We start from the raw sequence: 15747 nt of genomic DNA, 5'->3' as shown, positions 1-15747 counted from the left end.
TCTCTTATAATCGCCGCAAAGATACAGTTTTTGGCAAGGCTTTTAAAAGATATTACACCTTAACTCTATGATAACTTTCGTTTGTATCATCCTTATCGGTTACAGGCTGGCTGACTTGATATCCCCGGTATATTAAATCGTCCTTTATTTCCCAAATGGCAATAAAATGGGCAATACCTAGTTCTTCATCAGAATTTTCCATCGTACGGATATAGTATTTATACCGAATGGTTACATGATTGCCATCAGCGAGCAAATGGCTTATTTCTACCCGTAAGTCGTTATAAGATCGCCGCACTTCGCCAAAGAAATTTACAATATCGTCATAATTCATGATCGTAAGTCCGTTGGCACTGTTCCAGATTAGGGTTAATTCTGGATGAAAAAATCGCTCCATCACAGTTTCATCCCTCAATATATCTGACCTGTAGAAGTTTCTGACTATTTCTTTTGCTTTATTCTTCATGATAATTTATTCAATTTTTCTATAATTTCTGGAATAAGCCTAATTGAAGCCAATTCCTTATACTTTTTTCTGAATTCATCTGCCGGTGTTCCAAAATAAGACTGGTTGCCTGGCAAGGATTTACTTACGCCACTTTTGGCCGAAATAACTGCTTTTTCGCCAATTGTAATACCACTGGTTATACCCACCTGCCCCCAAATTGTTACAAAATCTTCAATCACCACACAACCGGCAATACCTACTTGTGAAGCAATTAAACAACGTTTACCAATAACCGTATCGTGCCCAACCTGAACTTGATTGTCCAGCTTGGAACCTTCACCAATTGTGGTTGCGGCAGTAACTCCTTTATCTATGGTGCAAAGCGCGCCAAGATCTACATTGTCCTGAATTACAACATTGCCACCGCTTAAAAGTTTATCAAATTTTTCAGGCCGATTTTTATAATAAAATGCATCGCTACCCAATATTGTTCCGGCGTGTATGGTTACATTATTGCCAATTACGGTATTGTCGTAAATACAAACATTGGAATGAATTAAGCAATTATTTCCAATTTTTACATTATTCCCGATAAAAACATTGGGCTGAATAATGGTATCTACACCTATTTTGGCAGATTCTGAAATTGCACTCTTTGCACTTTCAAATGGTTTAAAATGTTGGGTTAATTTATTGAAATCACGAAAAGGATCATCAGAAATAAGCAAAGCCTTGCCAGCGGGACAATCAACTTTTTTATTGATTAGGATAACCGTTGCCTGCGATTGTAGGGCTTTATCATAATACTTCGGATGGTCCACAAATACTATATCTCCCGGTTGCACTACATGAATTTCATTCATCCCCAAAACAGGAAATGCAGGTTCCCCTACATAATCGGAACCGATTATAACAGCTATATTTTCAAGGGTTTGGGGAGCAGGAAATTTCAAAATAAATAGTAAATATTAAGTGATTTTTTAAGACTTATAAACCCGAATTGGCAGGGCTACGCTTTTGTTATTCTTTAATTCTTTCTTGATACTGACCTTTATCGGTATCTATTCTAATTTTATCGCCTTCGTTTATAAACAGCGGGACGTTAATTTCGGCTCCTGTTTCTACAATGGCGGGTTTTGTGGCATTTGTAGCAGTATTGCCCTTTACACCTGGTTCGGTTGAAGTTACCTCCAAGATTACGTGAGCTGGCATTTCAACAGAAAGAGGGGCATTGTCTTCGGTATTTATAAGTACGGTAACTATTTCGCCTTCTTTCATTAACTCTGGTGTGTCAAGAATATCCTTCATTAACTGAATCTGTGAATAATCCTCGGTATTCATAAAATGATACATTTGGCCCTCGCTGTACAAATATTGGAATTTATGGGTTTCAACACGTACATCGTCTATTTTATGACCTGCCGAAAAGGTATTATCAATGGTTTTCCCAGTAGTAACACTTTTCATTTTTGTACGGACAAATGCCGGCCCCTTACCTGGTTTTACGTGAAGGAATTCAATAATTTTATAAATATCGTTGTTATAGCGGATACAAAGTCCTTTTCTAATATCTGATGAAGTGGCCATTATTTATGTTTACGTTGAATTAATAATTAGTTTTTAATTTGAATTGAAATAGCCTTTCATAATTCCTCTTTTGGAATTTTTGATAAACTGAAGTATTTCATCGCGCTCAGGAGTGGCTTCCATTTCGGCCTCGATAATTTCAGTGGCTTGTGTAGTATTGTAATTTTTTTGATAGAGGAGTCTGTAAATATTCTGTATTTCGGTAATTTTTTGCGAACTGAAACCTCTTCTTCTTAACCCAATAGAATTTATCCCTACATAACTTAGGGGCTCGCGAGCGGCTTTTACAAATGGAGGAACATCTTTCCGCACTAAGGAGCCACCAGTAACGAAGGCGTGGTTACCAATCATACAAAACTGGTGAACCGCCGTCATACCGGCCAAGATAACAAAATCTCCAACAGTTACATGGCCTGCCAAGGTACTGTTATTGCTAAAAATACAGTTATCACCAACGATGCAATCGTGGGCTATATGACAATAAGCCATAATCCAACAGTTTTTACCAATAACCGTTTTGCCTCTATCTACCGTACCGCGGTTTATGGTTACATATTCTCGAATAGTTGTTCCATCACCTATTTCTGCTGTAGTTTCTTCATCCTTAAATTTTAAATCTTGTGGAATGGCCGAAATAACAGCACCGGGAAAAATGTTACAATTTTTACCAATGCGAGCTCCTTCCATAATTGTAACATTGCTCCCGATCCAAGTTCCTTCCCCAATAACAACATTATTGTGAATGGTTGTAAAAGGTTCAATAACAACGTTTTTGGCTATTTTTGCGCCCGGATGGACGTATGCAAGTGGTTGATTCATTTCTCTCGTTTAATGTTTTTTACAGTTAAAAAATTGCGGTATCGGTTTTTGAATTAAAAACGAATATTTCACGCTAACTTTTAACTATAAATTTTTTGTTTTTACCATTTGGGCCATTAATTCGGCCTCAGTCACCAATTTGCCATTCGCGTATGCATTTCCGTGCATGTGAACAATTCCACGACGAATAGGTGACATTAATTCAAGTTTAAAAATAAGGGTATCGCCCGGATTTACTTGTTGTTTAAATTTAACGTTGTTTATTTTCATAAAGTACGTTAAATAATTTTCGGGATCGGGAACGGTACTCAATGCGAGGATTCCTCCCGTTTGCGCCATTGCTTCAACAATTAAAACCCCAGGCATTACCGGTGCTCCTGGAAAGTGACCAACAAAAAATGGTTCGTTCATGGTAACGTTTTTAAGTCCCACGACACTTGTATCGGTCATTTCCATAATTTTATCTACCAGTAAGAAAGGCGGTCTATGCGGTAGCATTGCCATAATTTCGTTTACATCCTTTACTGGTGGAAGGTTAATATCGAATTTTGGAATATTGTTACGTGCCTCCATCTTAATAATACGCGAAAGTTTTTTCGCGAATTGCGTATTTACGTGATGGCCGGGTTTATTGGCAATTACTCTACCGCGAATCCGTGTTCCAACCAAAGCCAAATCGCCAATTACATCCAGTAACTTGTGTCTTGCCGCTTCGTTTGGATAATGAAGGGTTAAATTGTCTAGAATCCCATTGGGTTTTACCGAAATAGAATCTTTTCCGAAAGCAGTACGAAGTTTATCCATTGTGCTTTGCGAAAGTTCTTTATCTACATAAACTATTGCGTTGTTTAAATCGCCTCCCTTTATAAGGCCGTGCTCCAACAGCATTTCAATTTCGTGCAAAAAGCTAAAGGTACGCGCATTGGCTATTTCATCTTTAAAATTTGAAATACGATTTAAAGAGGCATTTTGCGTTCCTAAAACCTTGGTGCCAAAATCTACCATGGTAGTTACTTGGTATTCGTCAGCAGGCATAACAATAATTTCACTTCCAGAATCTTCATCTGTGTATGAAATAACTTCCTTTACTATGTATTCTGTTCTTTCAGCATCTTGTTCTACAATACCAGCTTTTTCGAGCGCTTCAACAAAAAATTTTGAGGAACCATCCATAATTGGAGGTTCTGAAGCATTTAATTCCATTAAGCAGTTGTCTATCTCTAGACCCACCAATGCGGCCAGCACGTGTTCGGAAGTTTGAATTTTAACTCCGTTTTTCTCCAGGTTAGTACCACGTTGGGTGTTTACCACATAGATTGCGTCTGCCTCTACTTCGGGACTCCCCTCCAAATCTATTCTCACGAATTTATATCCGTGATTTTCCGGTGCTGGTTTAAAGGTAATTGTAACTTCTTTGCCCGTGTGCAAACCTACTCCTGTAAGCGATATATCCTTACCAATAGTGCGCTGTTTTACCAAACTTTCATTCATTATCAAGCTTTTTTTCAACTACATTAAACCTCTCCATAATTTTGGGAAGGTTTTTAAAATAAACATAACTTTTATTAAAATCACTATAACTTAAAGCTGGAGACCCTTGTAGGGTTTCATTGTCTTTTACGTTTCTGCCAATACCACTTTGGGCCTGAATTTTTACGTTATCGCCAATTATAATATGTCCGGCAATGCCCACTTGCCCGCCGATCATACAATTTTTACCTATTTTGGTTGAACCCGCAACTCCTGTTTGAGCGGCAATAACGGTGTTTTCGCCAATTGTAACATTATGTGCAATCTGAATTTGATTGTCTAATTTCACTCCCTTTTTAATTAAGGTTGATCCCAAGGTTGCTCGATCTATAGTTGTGCCTGGCCCTACATCAACATTGTCTTCCAAAATTACATTTCCAGTTTGGGGCACTTTAATATACTCGCCATCTTTATTGGGAGTAAAACCAAAACCATCGGCGCCAATAACAGCCCCACTATTTATAACACAAGATTTCCCTATTACAGTTTCGGAATAAATTTTTGCTCCGGTGAATAAAATGGAATTATCATCAATCGTTACATTATCACCAATGTAAACATTGGGATAAATTTTTACATTATCGCCAATTTTTACGTTTTCACCTATATATGAAAAAGCGCCTAAATACATATTTTCACCGTATTGGGCACTTTTTGAAATAAAGACCGGCTCTTCAATTCCGGTCTTGTTCATTTTTACCTGATTGTAATATTCCAGCAATTGTGAAAATGCATTGTAAGCATTATCTACCCGAATCAACGTGGTATTAAAAGTATGTTCCGGAACAAAATCATTATTTACAATTGTAATAGACGCCTTTGTGGTATATATGTGCGGCGTATATTTTGGATTGGACAAAAAAGTAAGTGTACCACCATCTGCCTCTTCAATTTTTGCCAGTTGCGAAACCTCTGCGCCCTCATCACCCTCTACGGTGCCATTGAGTAATCCTGCTATTTGGGCTGCTGTAAATTTCATTATAGGTTTCGAATTTTAATAACTAACGACCATATTTGTACCGCCTGCAAAGTAGCACATTTTAATTGAATGGATTTTTGGACGTTCAATTTCATTCTTGCAAAAATAGAAAAAAAGGACTTAGTTGCTATAGCTATCTTTATTGTTTTTTGGATAGCACATATAGTATTTTACTACAGATTTGGAAAGCGCTTCTAAATTTAACTGGTCGCTCGCTTTTGCAACTTCTATTGTCCTACCGTTTTTCTTCAATAAATTAATGGTATCTTTTTCCATGCTGTACGCTTGATTTTCTAGCTTTCCTGTGAAAACAAAATACGCCGCTTCTTCTTCCGAAATACGGAAAGCATCCATTAAAAACTTTTGCTTTTGCTTTAATTTTTGAAGTGGAAAAACCTGCGATTTTACTTTAATTTTCAGTAAATCCCGATTTAAAAGCATTTTTGAAAGGTTCTTCAAAACAAAATCCTCGTTATTTACCCACATTTTCATAGCCGAAATAATATCGTAATCGTCCAATTTTGAAAACGTATTGAGCACTTCATCCGAAAAGTCGTTAGAATTTATAGTATGCGTTAAAAAAAACTTTAGCCCATCGCTCGCCGGAAGATCTTTACCGCTGGCCGCAAGCTGTTTGGCGCGTTTTAGAACACGAACCAGTAACTGCTCTGCAACGATTCCAGTTTTATGAAGATATACCTGCCAATACATTAACCGGCGGGCAACGAGAAAGTTTTCTACCGAATAAATACCTTTTTCTTCCACCACCAAGGAATCGTTTTTTACATTCAGCATTGCTATTAAACGTTGGGCGTTTACGGTTCCCTCTGGCACGCCGGTGTAAAAGCTGTCGCGTTTTAGGTAGTCCAACCTATCCATATCTAGCTGCCCCGAAACTAACTGGTGAAGGAACTTTCGCGGGTACTGGTCTTTAAAAATTTCAATGGCAAGCGTTAATTGCTTGTTAAACTTCCTATTTAAAGCTTCCATAAAAAATAGTGAAATTTGCTCATGGCTAACGTTTTCAACAATGCTATTTTCCATAGCATGCGAAAAAGGACCGTGGCCAATATCGTGCAAAAGTATGGCCATATAAAGGGCTTCTTCCTCCTTTGCAGAAATTTTAACTCCCTTATATTTAAGCACCTGCACAGCTTTTTGCATTAAAAACATAGCGCCTAAGGCATGGTGAAAACGGGTGTGGTGCGCACCAGGATAAACAATGTACGAAAAGCCCATTTGCGAAATTCTCCGAAGTCTTTGGAAATATTTATGCTCCATTAAATCGAAAACCAGCTGGCTGGGTATGGTAATAAAACCATAGATAGGATCGTTTATAGTTTTGTGCTTGGGAAGGGTTTTCAAACTTTAACTTTAAATTAGTAGCTTCAATAATTGTTTGCGAAAATTCAGCTTTATTTTTGAAGAAGATTCTTCTAAGCGATTAGAATTATTCACAAATTTAAAAATAACCAAACTCCAATACCAAAGGTAGGGAGTAGAAAGACAAATATACATATATGAGCAACATAAAAGTACTTTGGGTAGATGACGAAATAGATTTGCTTAAACCACACATCCTTTTTCTTGAAAATAAAAATTATAGTGTTACTACAGCACAAAGTGGATCGGAGGCTTTAGACGAAATAAAAAAAGAAAATTTCGATATTGTTTTTTTGGATGAGAACATGCCAGGCCTCACAGGGCTCGAAACGCTTGCCGAGATTAAGGAATTTCAAGCCTCTATTCCAGTAGTAATGATAACTAAGAGTGAAGAGGAATATATAATGGAAGAAGCCATAGGCTCTAAAATTGCCGATTATCTTATTAAACCGGTGAATCCAAATCAAATTCTATTGAGTTTAAAAAAGAATTTGGACCACAGCAGATTGATTTCGGAAAAAACAACGTCAAATTACCAGCAGGAATTCCGAAAAATAGCAATGGATCTATCTATGGTAAATAGCTTTGAGGAATGGAAAGATCTGTACACAAAATTGGTTTATTGGGAGCTGGAGTTGGAAGACATTGAAGATTCAGGAATGTTCGAGATTTTGGAATCTCAAAAAACCGAGGCAAATAGCCAGTTTTGTAAATTTATAGATAAAAATTATCCACACTGGTTTGAGGATGTTACCGAAGCGCCAATCATGTCGCACACCCTGTTTAAAGAAAAAATCCAGCCGCAGCTACAACAAGGCACTCCAACCCTATTGGTGGTAATAGATAATTTACGTTTTGATCAATGGAAGGCATTTGAGCCCACGGTGGCCAATATTTATAAAAAAACCAACGAAGAGCTTTTCTGCAGTATCCTACCTACGGCAACGCAATACGCTCGAAATGCAATTTTTTCGGGCCTAATGCCAAGCGATATGGAAAAATTACACCCCGATCTTTGGTTGAACGATACCGAAGAGGGCGGAAAAAACATGAAGGAACAAGAATTTATGGAAGCACAACTCAAGCGCCTGGGATTAAGGCTAAACTGGAGTTACCATAAAATTTCAAGCTTAAAACAAGGAAAAAAACTTGTTGAAAATTTTAAAAGCCACAAGGACGAAGATTTAACGGTGGTGGTTTACAATTTTGTAGATATGTTATCGCATTCAAAAACCGAAATGGAAGTTATAAAAGAATTAGCCTCTAACGATAAATCGTACCGATCGCTTACACAAAGTTGGTTTAAAAATTCGCCTTTGTTAGAGATTATTCAGCAGGCTGCTCGATTAGGATTTAAATTAATTATAACAACGGACCACGGAACAATTAATGTAAAAAATCCTTCAAAAGTAATTGGCGATAAAAACACAAGTTTAAACCTTCGTTATAAAACTGGAAAGAGTTTAACCTATGAAGATAAAGAGGTTTTAGCCGCAAAAGACCCAAAGTCTATCCACCTGCCAACCATTAATATGAGCAGCTCCTTTATTTTTGCAAAAGGCGATTACTTTTTTGCCTACCCAAACAATTACAATCACTACGTTAGTTATTACCGAAATACGTACCAGCACGGGGGCGTTTCGTTAGAAGAAATGATAATCCCTTTTTCAGTTTTTACACCCAAGTAAAATATTTTTTAACAAAGGTGTTATAATACTTTCTAGATTTTAGGGATAGTTTCTATAATTGGCTATAATTGGCTATATTCGCATTTCTTATTATATGGAATTGACATATACCGAAAATGAAATTAGTGAAGTTGCTACCAAGGTTTTAAAACATTCAGCATCAAAAATATTTCTTTTTTATGGTGAAATGGGAGTTGGTAAAACAACTTTAATTAATGAAATTGTAAAGCAACTTGGAGTTTTACAACCTGCAAGCAGCCCTTCCTTTGCTATCGTAAATGAATACGATCTGCGAGAAGGCACAGCATATCATTTTGATTTTTACAGAATAAACAACTTAACCGAAGCTTTCGATATTGGTTTTGAAGACTATTTATACAGCGACAATTATGTTTTTATAGAATGGCCAGATAAGATAGACCCGCTCTTGCCAAAAGACGCCACAAAAATTTATATTAAAACAAACCCTAACAGAAGTAGAAACATAAAAATTATGCCTATGAGATAAAATTGTAACGAGATATTAAATATTTTAAATTACTTTTTAGTTGTTTGCCCCAAATCGCAAAAATTATAGAGCCGGGATATTAATGAAGAAAAAATTTATAAATATAGGGGAAAAATAGTTGGATTTTTTAGCTTTTTTCGTGGTAGGTTTGAAGTATTAATAACCTCACAAAAACTATATATTATGAAAACTCTAAAGTATTTATTTATCGCAACAATTTTCTCTCTTGGAACCTTAGCTTCTTGTACCCCAGAAAGCATTCAAGATGAACAAACACCACAACAAATCAAAAAAAGCGACATCATCATACCTAGTAACGGGTAGTATAATTGCCCTAATCATAGCGGCAAGTCCTTATATCTTTTATTCATACACAAGTTTCCCACAAGTTAAAACGTGGGAAACTTTTTTGTTTACTTACGAGGCCAATTGGTATCAAAAAGTTCAAGTATCGGCATGGACAATGATGGGAAAATTTGTTCCACTTTTTTTGTTAGCGATTTGGTTTATAACTTGTAAACATTGGTGGTATCACGTAATTTTAATACCCATTGGCATGTTTGCTTTTCAATTATTTAGCGTTATAAATGATGATGTAGGTATAACCGATGAGGTAGAAATATGGTGGCTCTTTCCTATTATGCTCATAATAATTCCCTTTGTATATTTAATTAGAGCTCAGTTGGCTAACAACCTAGTTCATAAAGACCTGAAAACATTTGAAGAGGAACTAAGTCAAAAGAAATCTTTTTGGGATCAGATCAAAGATCTCTTTTAATAGGGAGGTTAATTATACCATCAAATTTTATATCTTAGCGTTCGTATTTACTATTCTATTTGGAGTATCTCTCACTAAATACTGATAAGTGATAGTTTTAAAACACAAGTTTAGGACAATTTTTCAATATTATTAAACCAAAATTTAGTTTTTCATTTTCAATAAATATCTATAAAAGCTACTGTTAGCCACAGAAATATTAAATTTATAGATTTTAACATTTATCGCTAAATATACCTTATTATGCACCTTTAAACGTATTTTGTTGAATTTAAGCGTGATAAAACTTGTAAATATACAATTAACATAGTTATTAAAAATAAGTTTTTTGGGTGTAGGTTTGTTACATATTAACCTCACAAAAACTTATTATTATGAAAAACTTAAAACTTATTTTTGTAGCCGCAATTTTTGCCGCAGGATTATTTGCCTCATGTACCCCAGAAGGAATTCAAGATGAACAAACCACACAACAAATTGACGCGAGAACGGTTAAGGTTCCGCCAGCCGGATAAAAAAAGCTTAATACAAGGCGGCATTATTGTATTTATAATAGGGTGTACTCCCTTACTATATTATGCCTATGAAAGTTTTCCAAGCGATACTCAAGTTTGGAAAACTTTCTTATTTACATTCACAACCGAATTTCCTTCAATATATCAATACGCTTGGTTTTTAACTGGAAAAATAATACCAGTTATTCTCTTACTCATTTGGTTCTTTACCTGCAAACATTGGTGGCACTGGATTATACTAGTACCGCTTTCTATGTATGTTTTTCAATTGTTCAATCTTATAAAACAAAATTTTGGAGTAGATGAAGTTGAAATTATCTATGTCATTCCCATTATGATGGTTGTAATCCCCTTTGTCTATTTAATAAGAGCCAAACTCTTTAGCCAAATGCGACAAGACGACCTAAAATCTTTTGAAAAGGAATTGCTGGAAAAACAATCCATCTGGCAGCAGATTAAAGAACTCTTTCGTTAAATCATTCATTAGGATTCTAAAAATTATTCCGTAAATTGAGACTGCCAAATTAGTGCCATGTCAAAACCAAAATCACCCTTCACCAGGGCTCAATTACTTCCGCAGGAGGAAACGCTCGAAATATCCAAACAAAAAGGAGAACTATTTATCGGTATTCCTAAAGAAGCGTATTTTCAAGAAAAACGAATTTGCTTAACCCCAGATGCTGTTAATGCCATAGTGAATAATGGCCATCGGGTGCTTATTGAAAATGGTGCAGGTATTGAAGCCGGTTTTGCCGATACCGAATATTCGGAAGCCGGCGCCGAAATGACCACCGATAAAAAGAAGGTATTTGGATGCCCTATGGTTTTAAAAGTAGAGCCCCCCACTCTCGACGAATTAGAATTAATTAATCCCAAAACGGTTCTTATTTCTGCCCTTCAATTAAAAACAAGGCAGAAATCATATTTTGAGGCACTGGCTAAAAAGAAAATTACGGCCTTAGCTTTTGAGTTTATTAAAGATGAAGACCACAGCTACCCCGCCGTAAAGGCATTAAGTGAAATTGCAGGAACGGCCTCTGTGCTTATCGCTGCCGAATTAATGGTAAACGCAAAAAAAGGAAACGGCTTGCTTTTTGGCAATATTAGTGGAGTTCCACCGGTAGAGGTAGTTGTAATTGGTGCTGGTACCGTGGGTGAGTTTGCCACACGATCTGCATTGGGCCTGGGAGCAAATGTAAAAGTTTTTGATAGTTCAATAACCAAACTAAGAACAATTCAGACGCACGTGGGTAGGATTTTATACACTTCTACAATCCAGCCTAAAAATCTTATGAAAGCATTACGACGCTGTGATGTTGCAATTGGTGCTGTTCGCGGTCATAACCGCGCTCCCATTATTGTAACTGAAGAAATGGTGCGCAATATGAAAAAAGGCGCTGTGGTTATTGATGTTTGTGTAGACATGGGCGGCTGTTTTGAAACCACCGAAATGACCAGTCATGACCAACCAACTTTTAAAAAACACGACGTTATCCATTACGGGGTACCAAATATTCCAGCGCGATATCCTAAAACGGCATCTATTTCTATCAGTAATATCTTCACTCCCTATATTTTAGAAATTGCCGAAGGTGGCGGACTCGAAAACGCCATTCGCTTTGACAATGGTTTAAAAAATGGTTTGTACTTTTACCGCGGAATTTTAACAAGCAAAGCAGTTGCAGATTGGTTCGATATGCCATATAGCGATATTAACTTGTTAATTTTTTAAAAATTAGTTCGAATTTGTTTCGAATTAATAACCAAATTTCCTAAAAATGAGATTAGCTTATAGATTGGTTTATTTTTCCGGTGGTTTTTTAATAGGAATAGCTCTGCTGTTTTTTATTCTCAGCGGAAAAAAAACATCCTGCGCTTACGGCCCCGAATCAAGAACCCTAAAAAATATTCGTTTAAAGGAACGCGCCTTTTCCGAAGAAACCCTCCGAGCATTACAGGAAAATAGTTTGGATACTTCGGCGATTTCAACACTTTTGGTAGAAGGCGATGTGCTTTTTTCAGAAAGTAACACCCAATTAGATTCTTGTAGAATTTATGTTATTGAAGGTGAAATTTCAGAAAAAAACCTAAAGTTAACTATTGAAAACTGTGAGGAACTGGCAACTGTATTAAAGGCAAATATTAGTACTCAATAATCTTTTTAATTACTCAACTTTCTTCGCTCCCGCTCTTTTTTCAGAAGTGTGAGCTCGCGGCTTGTTTGTCCCGCCACAGACGTGTTTTCCTCTGCCCGACGAATTAAATAGGGCATTACATCTTTAACCGGACCAAAAGGAATGTATTTAGACACATTATATCCTTCCGCACCAAGATTAAAGGTTATATGGTCGCTCATCCCGAAAAGTTGTCCGAACCAAATACGTTCATCACTTCGCGAAATTCCCTTCGCTTCCATCATATCCATAGCCAAATATGTGCTCAGTTCGTTATGGGTACCAATGTACAACTCAATATCGTCTAAGTTGTCCATTATGTATTTCATGATTTCGTTAAAATTATCGTCAGTGGCTTTTTTGCTTTCGCAGATTGGAGATTTATAATTACCGGCTACAGCGCGCTCATTTTCCTTTTCCAAATAGGCACCACGAACAATTTTAAACCCTAATTTATATCCTTTATCAAGCGCCTTTTTGTGTTGCTGTTTTAAATAATCTAAACGGTCCCATCTATAACATTGCAAGGTATTAAATATTATGGGGCGTTCTTTGTTATACTTTTCCATCATCCGTTCGCATAATTCGTCGGCGGCACCTTGCATCCAATATTCTTCGGCATCTATCAATAAACTAATGCCACAATCATAAGCCGTTTTTGAAACGCTCTCGTAACGGGCTTCAATATTGCGCCATTGCTGCATTTCAACATCGGTTAAAGTTTGTTTGTTTGTTACCTTTTTAAAAACAGAATATCTGCCAAACCCAGTTGGTTTAAATACTGAAAATGGCATCGCTTTTTTATTCTTTGCAAATTCCGTTAGCTCGTTTACTTTGGCTGCAGTGGCATCAAATTGTGCGTCTTCTTCCTTTCCTTCAACCGAAAAATCTAAAATGGAGCATACCCCAACATCAGACAGCCTATCAACCGTAGTCATACAGTCAGTTTCGCTTACACCTCCACAAAAATGGTCAAACACTGTTGATCGTATTAGTCCCTCCACCGGCAGATTTACGTTTAACGCAAATTTTGTTACAGCAGTTCCTATTTTCACCAATGGCTCCTTTGAAATCATTTTAAAAAGGAAATAAGCTCTTTCCAGTTCAGAATCGCTCTTTAGCCGAAAAGCTGTTTCAGTATTATCAAAAAGAGAATTTGAATTCATAAAGTTTAATATAAAGTGCACAAATATAGTTAGATTTGACTTCTGATTATATGATAAAATCAATATTTAATGGAAATTAATTTACCTGAAAAAGGACAAGTTTACCACGACCATCAATCGTGGAACGCTGCAACAAAATACATTGACAATCAAGTAGATGCAAAAATATTTGTATTAGTAGATAAAAATACAGCTACCCATTGCCTACCCTATTTTTTAAAAAAATACGAAGGCGAAAAAAAAATTCACACAATAACCATGGCGGTAGGCGAAATACATAAAAATATTACTACTTGTTTAAATGTTTGGAACACACTTTCCAATAGCGGTGCAGACCGTAATAGTATAATTATTAACCTTGGCGGTGGTGTAGTTACCGATCTGGGAGGCTTTGTGGCTTCTACCTTTAAACGGGGATTACGATTTATAAATATCCCAACAACTTTATTAGCAATGGTTGATGCCTCGGTTGGCGGAAAAAATGGAGTAGATTTAGGACATCTAAAAAATCAAATAGGCGTAATAACCCAGCCCGAAATGGTTATTCTAGACACTAACTTTTTACAAACCTTGCCCAAAGCGCATATAACATCCGGACTTGCCGAAATGTTAAAACACGGTTTAATTTATAGTGAAGATTATTGGGAAAGATTAAAGAAAATTACCATTGACAAAAAGCGCGAGTTTGATGAATTGCTTATAGAATCTGTTGAAATAAAAAATAACATAGTAACTGAAGATCCATTTGAAAAAAATCTTCGGAAAACATTAAATTACGGGCATACCCTCGGCCATGCAATTGAATCGTATTTCTTAAAAAACAATAACAAACAACCTCTACTTCACGGCGAAGCTGTAGCAATTGGTCTAATTTTGGCAACGTATATTTCTGCTGAAAGTATAGGATTCCCCAAAGAAAAGTTGGAAGATGTTGCCACTACTATTTTGGCATATTTTCCAAAAGTAGATTTTACCACAAACGATATTGATGAAGTTATAAAACTACTTGTCTTCGATAAAAAAAACAGCAATGGAGAGGTTCGCTTTGTACTTTTAGAGAATATTGGCCACCCACGAACAAATTGCACCGTAAGCAACAAATTGATTTTCAACGCATTTAACTATTATAAAAATTTCTAAAAATTATCTCGAAAAGATTTTTATCTCTTCTATTTTTGAATAGTTTTATAACCTCAAATTAAAGATTGAAAATTAAAATGAAGCGAATTATTGTAGATTATCGAAAGCTAACCCCAGAAATACTTTCACTATTGGTTGATAAATATCCTGACGGATACGATGACGATCATGTTATAACATTCAAAAACGCTAAAAATGAGACAGTTGAAGCTGTTGAGGTTAGAACAGAAGACACCATTTATTTGGTTAAAGTGAGTTCTCGTCTGGAAATTTCAATGGCTAATTTTGACGAAGATGACTATGAAGATGCAGATTTCAATGAGCCAATAAGCGAAATGCCAGAGCGAAAAAAAATGGACGAAGAGGAATAAACTTCCACACAATAAAAAAAGAGGCTTTTCAGCCTCTTTTTTTTTACATTCATTTTAGGCATTACGCATGTTGTAATTCGTGCTTACCTTCTTTTACCTCTTCAATTAGTTTGGAATTAAAAGCTGGCAGGTCGTCCGGATTTCTACTGGTTACAAACCCTTCATCTACTACTACTTCTTCATCTACCCAATTGGCGCCGGCATTAATTAAATCGTCTTTAATTGAACTAAACGAAGTCATTTTTCTACCTTTTACCACATTGGCCGAAATTAAAATTTGCGGTCCGTGGCATATAGCAGCCACAGGTTTTTTTTGTTCAAAAAAATGTTGAACAAATTTAAGCGCTTTATCATTTCGCCTTAATTTATCGGGATTTATAACGCCACCTGGTAAAACCAAAGCATTAAAATCTGTCGCAGATGCAGAATCCAACGTTTGATCAACATTGTACTCATTGCTCCAGTTACCATCTGCCCAGCCTTTTATTGTTCCTTCTTTTTCACTAATAATCTCCACGTTAAAACCTTCCTTTTCCATCGCCTCTTTCGGTGATTTCAATTCAGATTCTTCAAATCCGTCAGTTGCTAATATTGCAATTCTCTTTTTCATATTCTTCTCTTTTTTAAGTTAAACAATTAATTAAGACCAATATACTATGGA

Annotated in this window: 18 protein-coding genes; 9 read left to right on the top strand and 9 right to left on the bottom strand. The window is 36.2% G+C overall.

The features are described 5' to 3' along the window. Positions 1 to 52: 52 nt before the first annotated feature. The 7 genes from VZD24_RS07225 to VZD24_RS07195 all read right to left on the bottom strand — a co-directional run bounded on the left by VZD24_RS07225 (position 53) and on the right by VZD24_RS07195 (position 6728). On the bottom strand, positions 53 to 466 hold the full coding sequence (locus tag VZD24_RS07225) for a nuclear transport factor 2 family protein (protein ID WP_279448017.1): 414 nt from the start codon (positions 464 to 466) through the stop codon (positions 53 to 55). After that, on the bottom strand, positions 463 to 1401 hold the full coding sequence (locus VZD24_RS07220) for a UDP-3-O-(3-hydroxymyristoyl)glucosamine N-acyltransferase (RefSeq protein ID WP_279448018.1): 939 nt from the start codon (positions 1399 to 1401) through the stop codon (positions 463 to 465). Before VZD24_RS07220 ends, VZD24_RS07225 begins: the two co-directional genes overlap by 4 nt. Before the next feature lie 67 nt (positions 1402 to 1468). Beyond that, the gene (gene efp, locus VZD24_RS07215; RefSeq protein ID WP_279448019.1) at positions 1469 to 2035 is read right to left on the bottom strand and encodes an elongation factor P; all 567 of its coding nucleotides are present in this window, start codon (positions 2033 to 2035) and stop codon (positions 1469 to 1471) included. A gap of 33 nt (positions 2036 to 2068) precedes the next feature. Continuing rightward, entirely contained in the window at positions 2069 to 2854 is a 786-nt protein-coding gene (lpxA, locus tag VZD24_RS07210) for an acyl-ACP--UDP-N-acetylglucosamine O-acyltransferase (RefSeq protein WP_279448020.1), read from the bottom strand. Between the two features lie 84 nt (positions 2855 to 2938). Next, entirely contained in the window at positions 2939 to 4345 is a 1407-nt protein-coding gene (locus tag VZD24_RS07205) for a bifunctional UDP-3-O-[3-hydroxymyristoyl] N-acetylglucosamine deacetylase/3-hydroxyacyl-ACP dehydratase (RefSeq protein ID WP_279448021.1), read from the bottom strand. Beyond that, entirely contained in the window at positions 4338 to 5363 is a 1026-nt protein-coding gene (gene lpxD, locus VZD24_RS07200; RefSeq protein ID WP_279448022.1) for a UDP-3-O-(3-hydroxymyristoyl)glucosamine N-acyltransferase, read from the bottom strand. Before lpxD ends, VZD24_RS07205 begins: the two co-directional genes overlap by 8 nt. A gap of 120 nt (positions 5364 to 5483) precedes the next feature. After that, positions 5484 to 6728 carry an HD domain-containing protein gene (locus VZD24_RS07195; protein ID WP_279448023.1) on the bottom strand — a complete coding sequence of 415 codons (1245 nt, stop codon included), beginning with the start codon at positions 6726 to 6728 and terminating at the stop codon, positions 5484 to 5486. 155 nt (positions 6729 to 6883) lie between these two features. On the opposite strand from VZD24_RS07195, the gene porX reads away from it, so the two are divergent. The 7 genes from porX to VZD24_RS07160 all read left to right on the top strand — a co-directional run bounded on the left by porX (position 6884) and on the right by VZD24_RS07160 (position 12391). Then, entirely contained in the window at positions 6884 to 8434 is a 1551-nt protein-coding gene (porX, locus tag VZD24_RS07190; RefSeq protein ID WP_342686355.1) for a T9SS response regulator signal transducer PorX, read from the top strand. 94 nt (positions 8435 to 8528) lie between these two features. After that, entirely contained in the window at positions 8529 to 8942 is a 414-nt protein-coding gene (gene tsaE, locus VZD24_RS07185) for a tRNA (adenosine(37)-N6)-threonylcarbamoyltransferase complex ATPase subunit type 1 TsaE (RefSeq protein WP_342686354.1), read from the top strand. A gap of 265 nt (positions 8943 to 9207) precedes the next feature. Continuing rightward, positions 9208 to 9720 carry a hypothetical protein gene (locus tag VZD24_RS07180; RefSeq protein WP_279448026.1) on the top strand — a complete coding sequence of 171 codons (513 nt, stop codon included), beginning with the start codon at positions 9208 to 9210 and terminating at the stop codon, positions 9718 to 9720. 374 nt (positions 9721 to 10094) lie between these two features. After that, the gene (locus VZD24_RS07175; RefSeq protein ID WP_279448027.1) at positions 10095 to 10235 is read left to right on the top strand and encodes a hypothetical protein; all 141 of its coding nucleotides are present in this window, start codon (positions 10095 to 10097) and stop codon (positions 10233 to 10235) included. Further along, positions 10198 to 10710, top strand: coding sequence for a hypothetical protein (locus VZD24_RS07170; RefSeq protein ID WP_279448028.1), 513 nt, complete (start codon positions 10198 to 10200; stop codon positions 10708 to 10710). The genes VZD24_RS07175 and VZD24_RS07170 overlap by 38 nt, the downstream gene beginning before the upstream one ends. A gap of 57 nt (positions 10711 to 10767) precedes the next feature. Next, positions 10768 to 11967, top strand: a complete 1200-nt coding sequence (locus tag VZD24_RS07165) for an alanine dehydrogenase (RefSeq protein ID WP_279448029.1) — start codon at positions 10768 to 10770, stop codon at positions 11965 to 11967. A 46-nt stretch (positions 11968 to 12013) separates the two neighbouring features. Further along, positions 12014 to 12391 carry a hypothetical protein gene (locus tag VZD24_RS07160; RefSeq protein WP_279448030.1) on the top strand — a complete coding sequence of 126 codons (378 nt, stop codon included), beginning with the start codon at positions 12014 to 12016 and terminating at the stop codon, positions 12389 to 12391. 5 nt (positions 12392 to 12396) lie between these two features. Here VZD24_RS07160 and VZD24_RS07155 read toward each other — a convergent pair whose 3' ends face one another. Further along, a complete protein-coding gene (locus VZD24_RS07155; RefSeq protein ID WP_279448031.1) occupies positions 12397 to 13575 on the bottom strand; it encodes a proline dehydrogenase family protein in 1179 nt (392 codons plus the stop codon). 69 nt (positions 13576 to 13644) lie between these two features. Here VZD24_RS07155 and aroB point away from each other — a divergent pair, with 69 nt between their 5' ends. Further along, complete coding sequence (aroB, locus tag VZD24_RS07150; RefSeq protein ID WP_342686353.1) at positions 13645 to 14715, top strand: 3-dehydroquinate synthase; 1071 nt, start codon at positions 13645 to 13647, stop codon at positions 14713 to 14715. A 77-nt stretch (positions 14716 to 14792) separates the two neighbouring features. Beyond that, complete coding sequence (locus VZD24_RS07145) at positions 14793 to 15086, top strand: hypothetical protein (protein WP_279448033.1); 294 nt, start codon at positions 14793 to 14795, stop codon at positions 15084 to 15086. 61 nt (positions 15087 to 15147) lie between these two features. Here VZD24_RS07145 and VZD24_RS07140 read toward each other — a convergent pair whose 3' ends face one another. After that, the gene (locus tag VZD24_RS07140; RefSeq protein ID WP_279448034.1) at positions 15148 to 15696 is read right to left on the bottom strand and encodes a type 1 glutamine amidotransferase domain-containing protein; all 549 of its coding nucleotides are present in this window, start codon (positions 15694 to 15696) and stop codon (positions 15148 to 15150) included. Between the last annotated feature and the right edge of the window lie 51 nt (positions 15697 to 15747).

Origin of the sequence: Aequorivita flava (assembly GCF_038742595.1) — a bacterium.
Classification (GTDB): domain Bacteria; phylum Bacteroidota; class Bacteroidia; order Flavobacteriales; family Flavobacteriaceae; genus Aequorivita; species Aequorivita marisscotiae.
This window is presented reverse-complemented; position numbering and strand designations above follow the sequence as displayed.

Coding starts and splice junctions, on each gene's coding strand:
- VZD24_RS07225 (WP_279448017.1), bottom strand. CDS start 466: ATGAAGAATAAAGCAAAAGAAATAGTCAGAAACTTCTACAGGTCAGAT.
- efp (WP_279448019.1), bottom strand. CDS start 2,035: ATGGCCACTTCATCAGATATTAGAAAAGGACTTTGTATCCGCTATAAC.
- lpxA (WP_279448020.1), bottom strand. CDS start 2,854: ATGAATCAACCACTTGCATACGTCCATCCGGGCGCAAAAATAGCCAAA.
- VZD24_RS07205 (WP_279448021.1), bottom strand. CDS start 4,345: ATGAATGAAAGTTTGGTAAAACAGCGCACTATTGGTAAGGATATATCG.
- lpxD (WP_279448022.1), bottom strand. CDS start 5,363: ATGAAATTTACAGCAGCCCAAATAGCAGGATTACTCAATGGCACCGTA.
- porX (WP_342686355.1), top strand. CDS start 6,884: ATGAGCAACATAAAAGTACTTTGGGTAGATGACGAAATAGATTTGCTT.
- tsaE (WP_342686354.1), top strand. CDS start 8,529: ATGGAATTGACATATACCGAAAATGAAATTAGTGAAGTTGCTACCAAG.
- VZD24_RS07180 (WP_279448026.1), top strand. CDS start 9,208: ATGAACAAACACCACAACAAATCAAAAAAAGCGACATCATCATACCTA.
- VZD24_RS07175 (WP_279448027.1), top strand. CDS start 10,095: ATGAAAAACTTAAAACTTATTTTTGTAGCCGCAATTTTTGCCGCAGGA.
- VZD24_RS07165 (WP_279448029.1), top strand. CDS start 10,768: ATGTCAAAACCAAAATCACCCTTCACCAGGGCTCAATTACTTCCGCAG.
- VZD24_RS07160 (WP_279448030.1), top strand. CDS start 12,014: ATGAGATTAGCTTATAGATTGGTTTATTTTTCCGGTGGTTTTTTAATA.
- VZD24_RS07155 (WP_279448031.1), bottom strand. CDS start 13,575: ATGAATTCAAATTCTCTTTTTGATAATACTGAAACAGCTTTTCGGCTA.
- aroB (WP_342686353.1), top strand. CDS start 13,645: ATGGAAATTAATTTACCTGAAAAAGGACAAGTTTACCACGACCATCAA.
- VZD24_RS07145 (WP_279448033.1), top strand. CDS start 14,793: ATGAAGCGAATTATTGTAGATTATCGAAAGCTAACCCCAGAAATACTT.
- VZD24_RS07140 (WP_279448034.1), bottom strand. CDS start 15,696: ATGAAAAAGAGAATTGCAATATTAGCAACTGACGGATTTGAAGAATCT.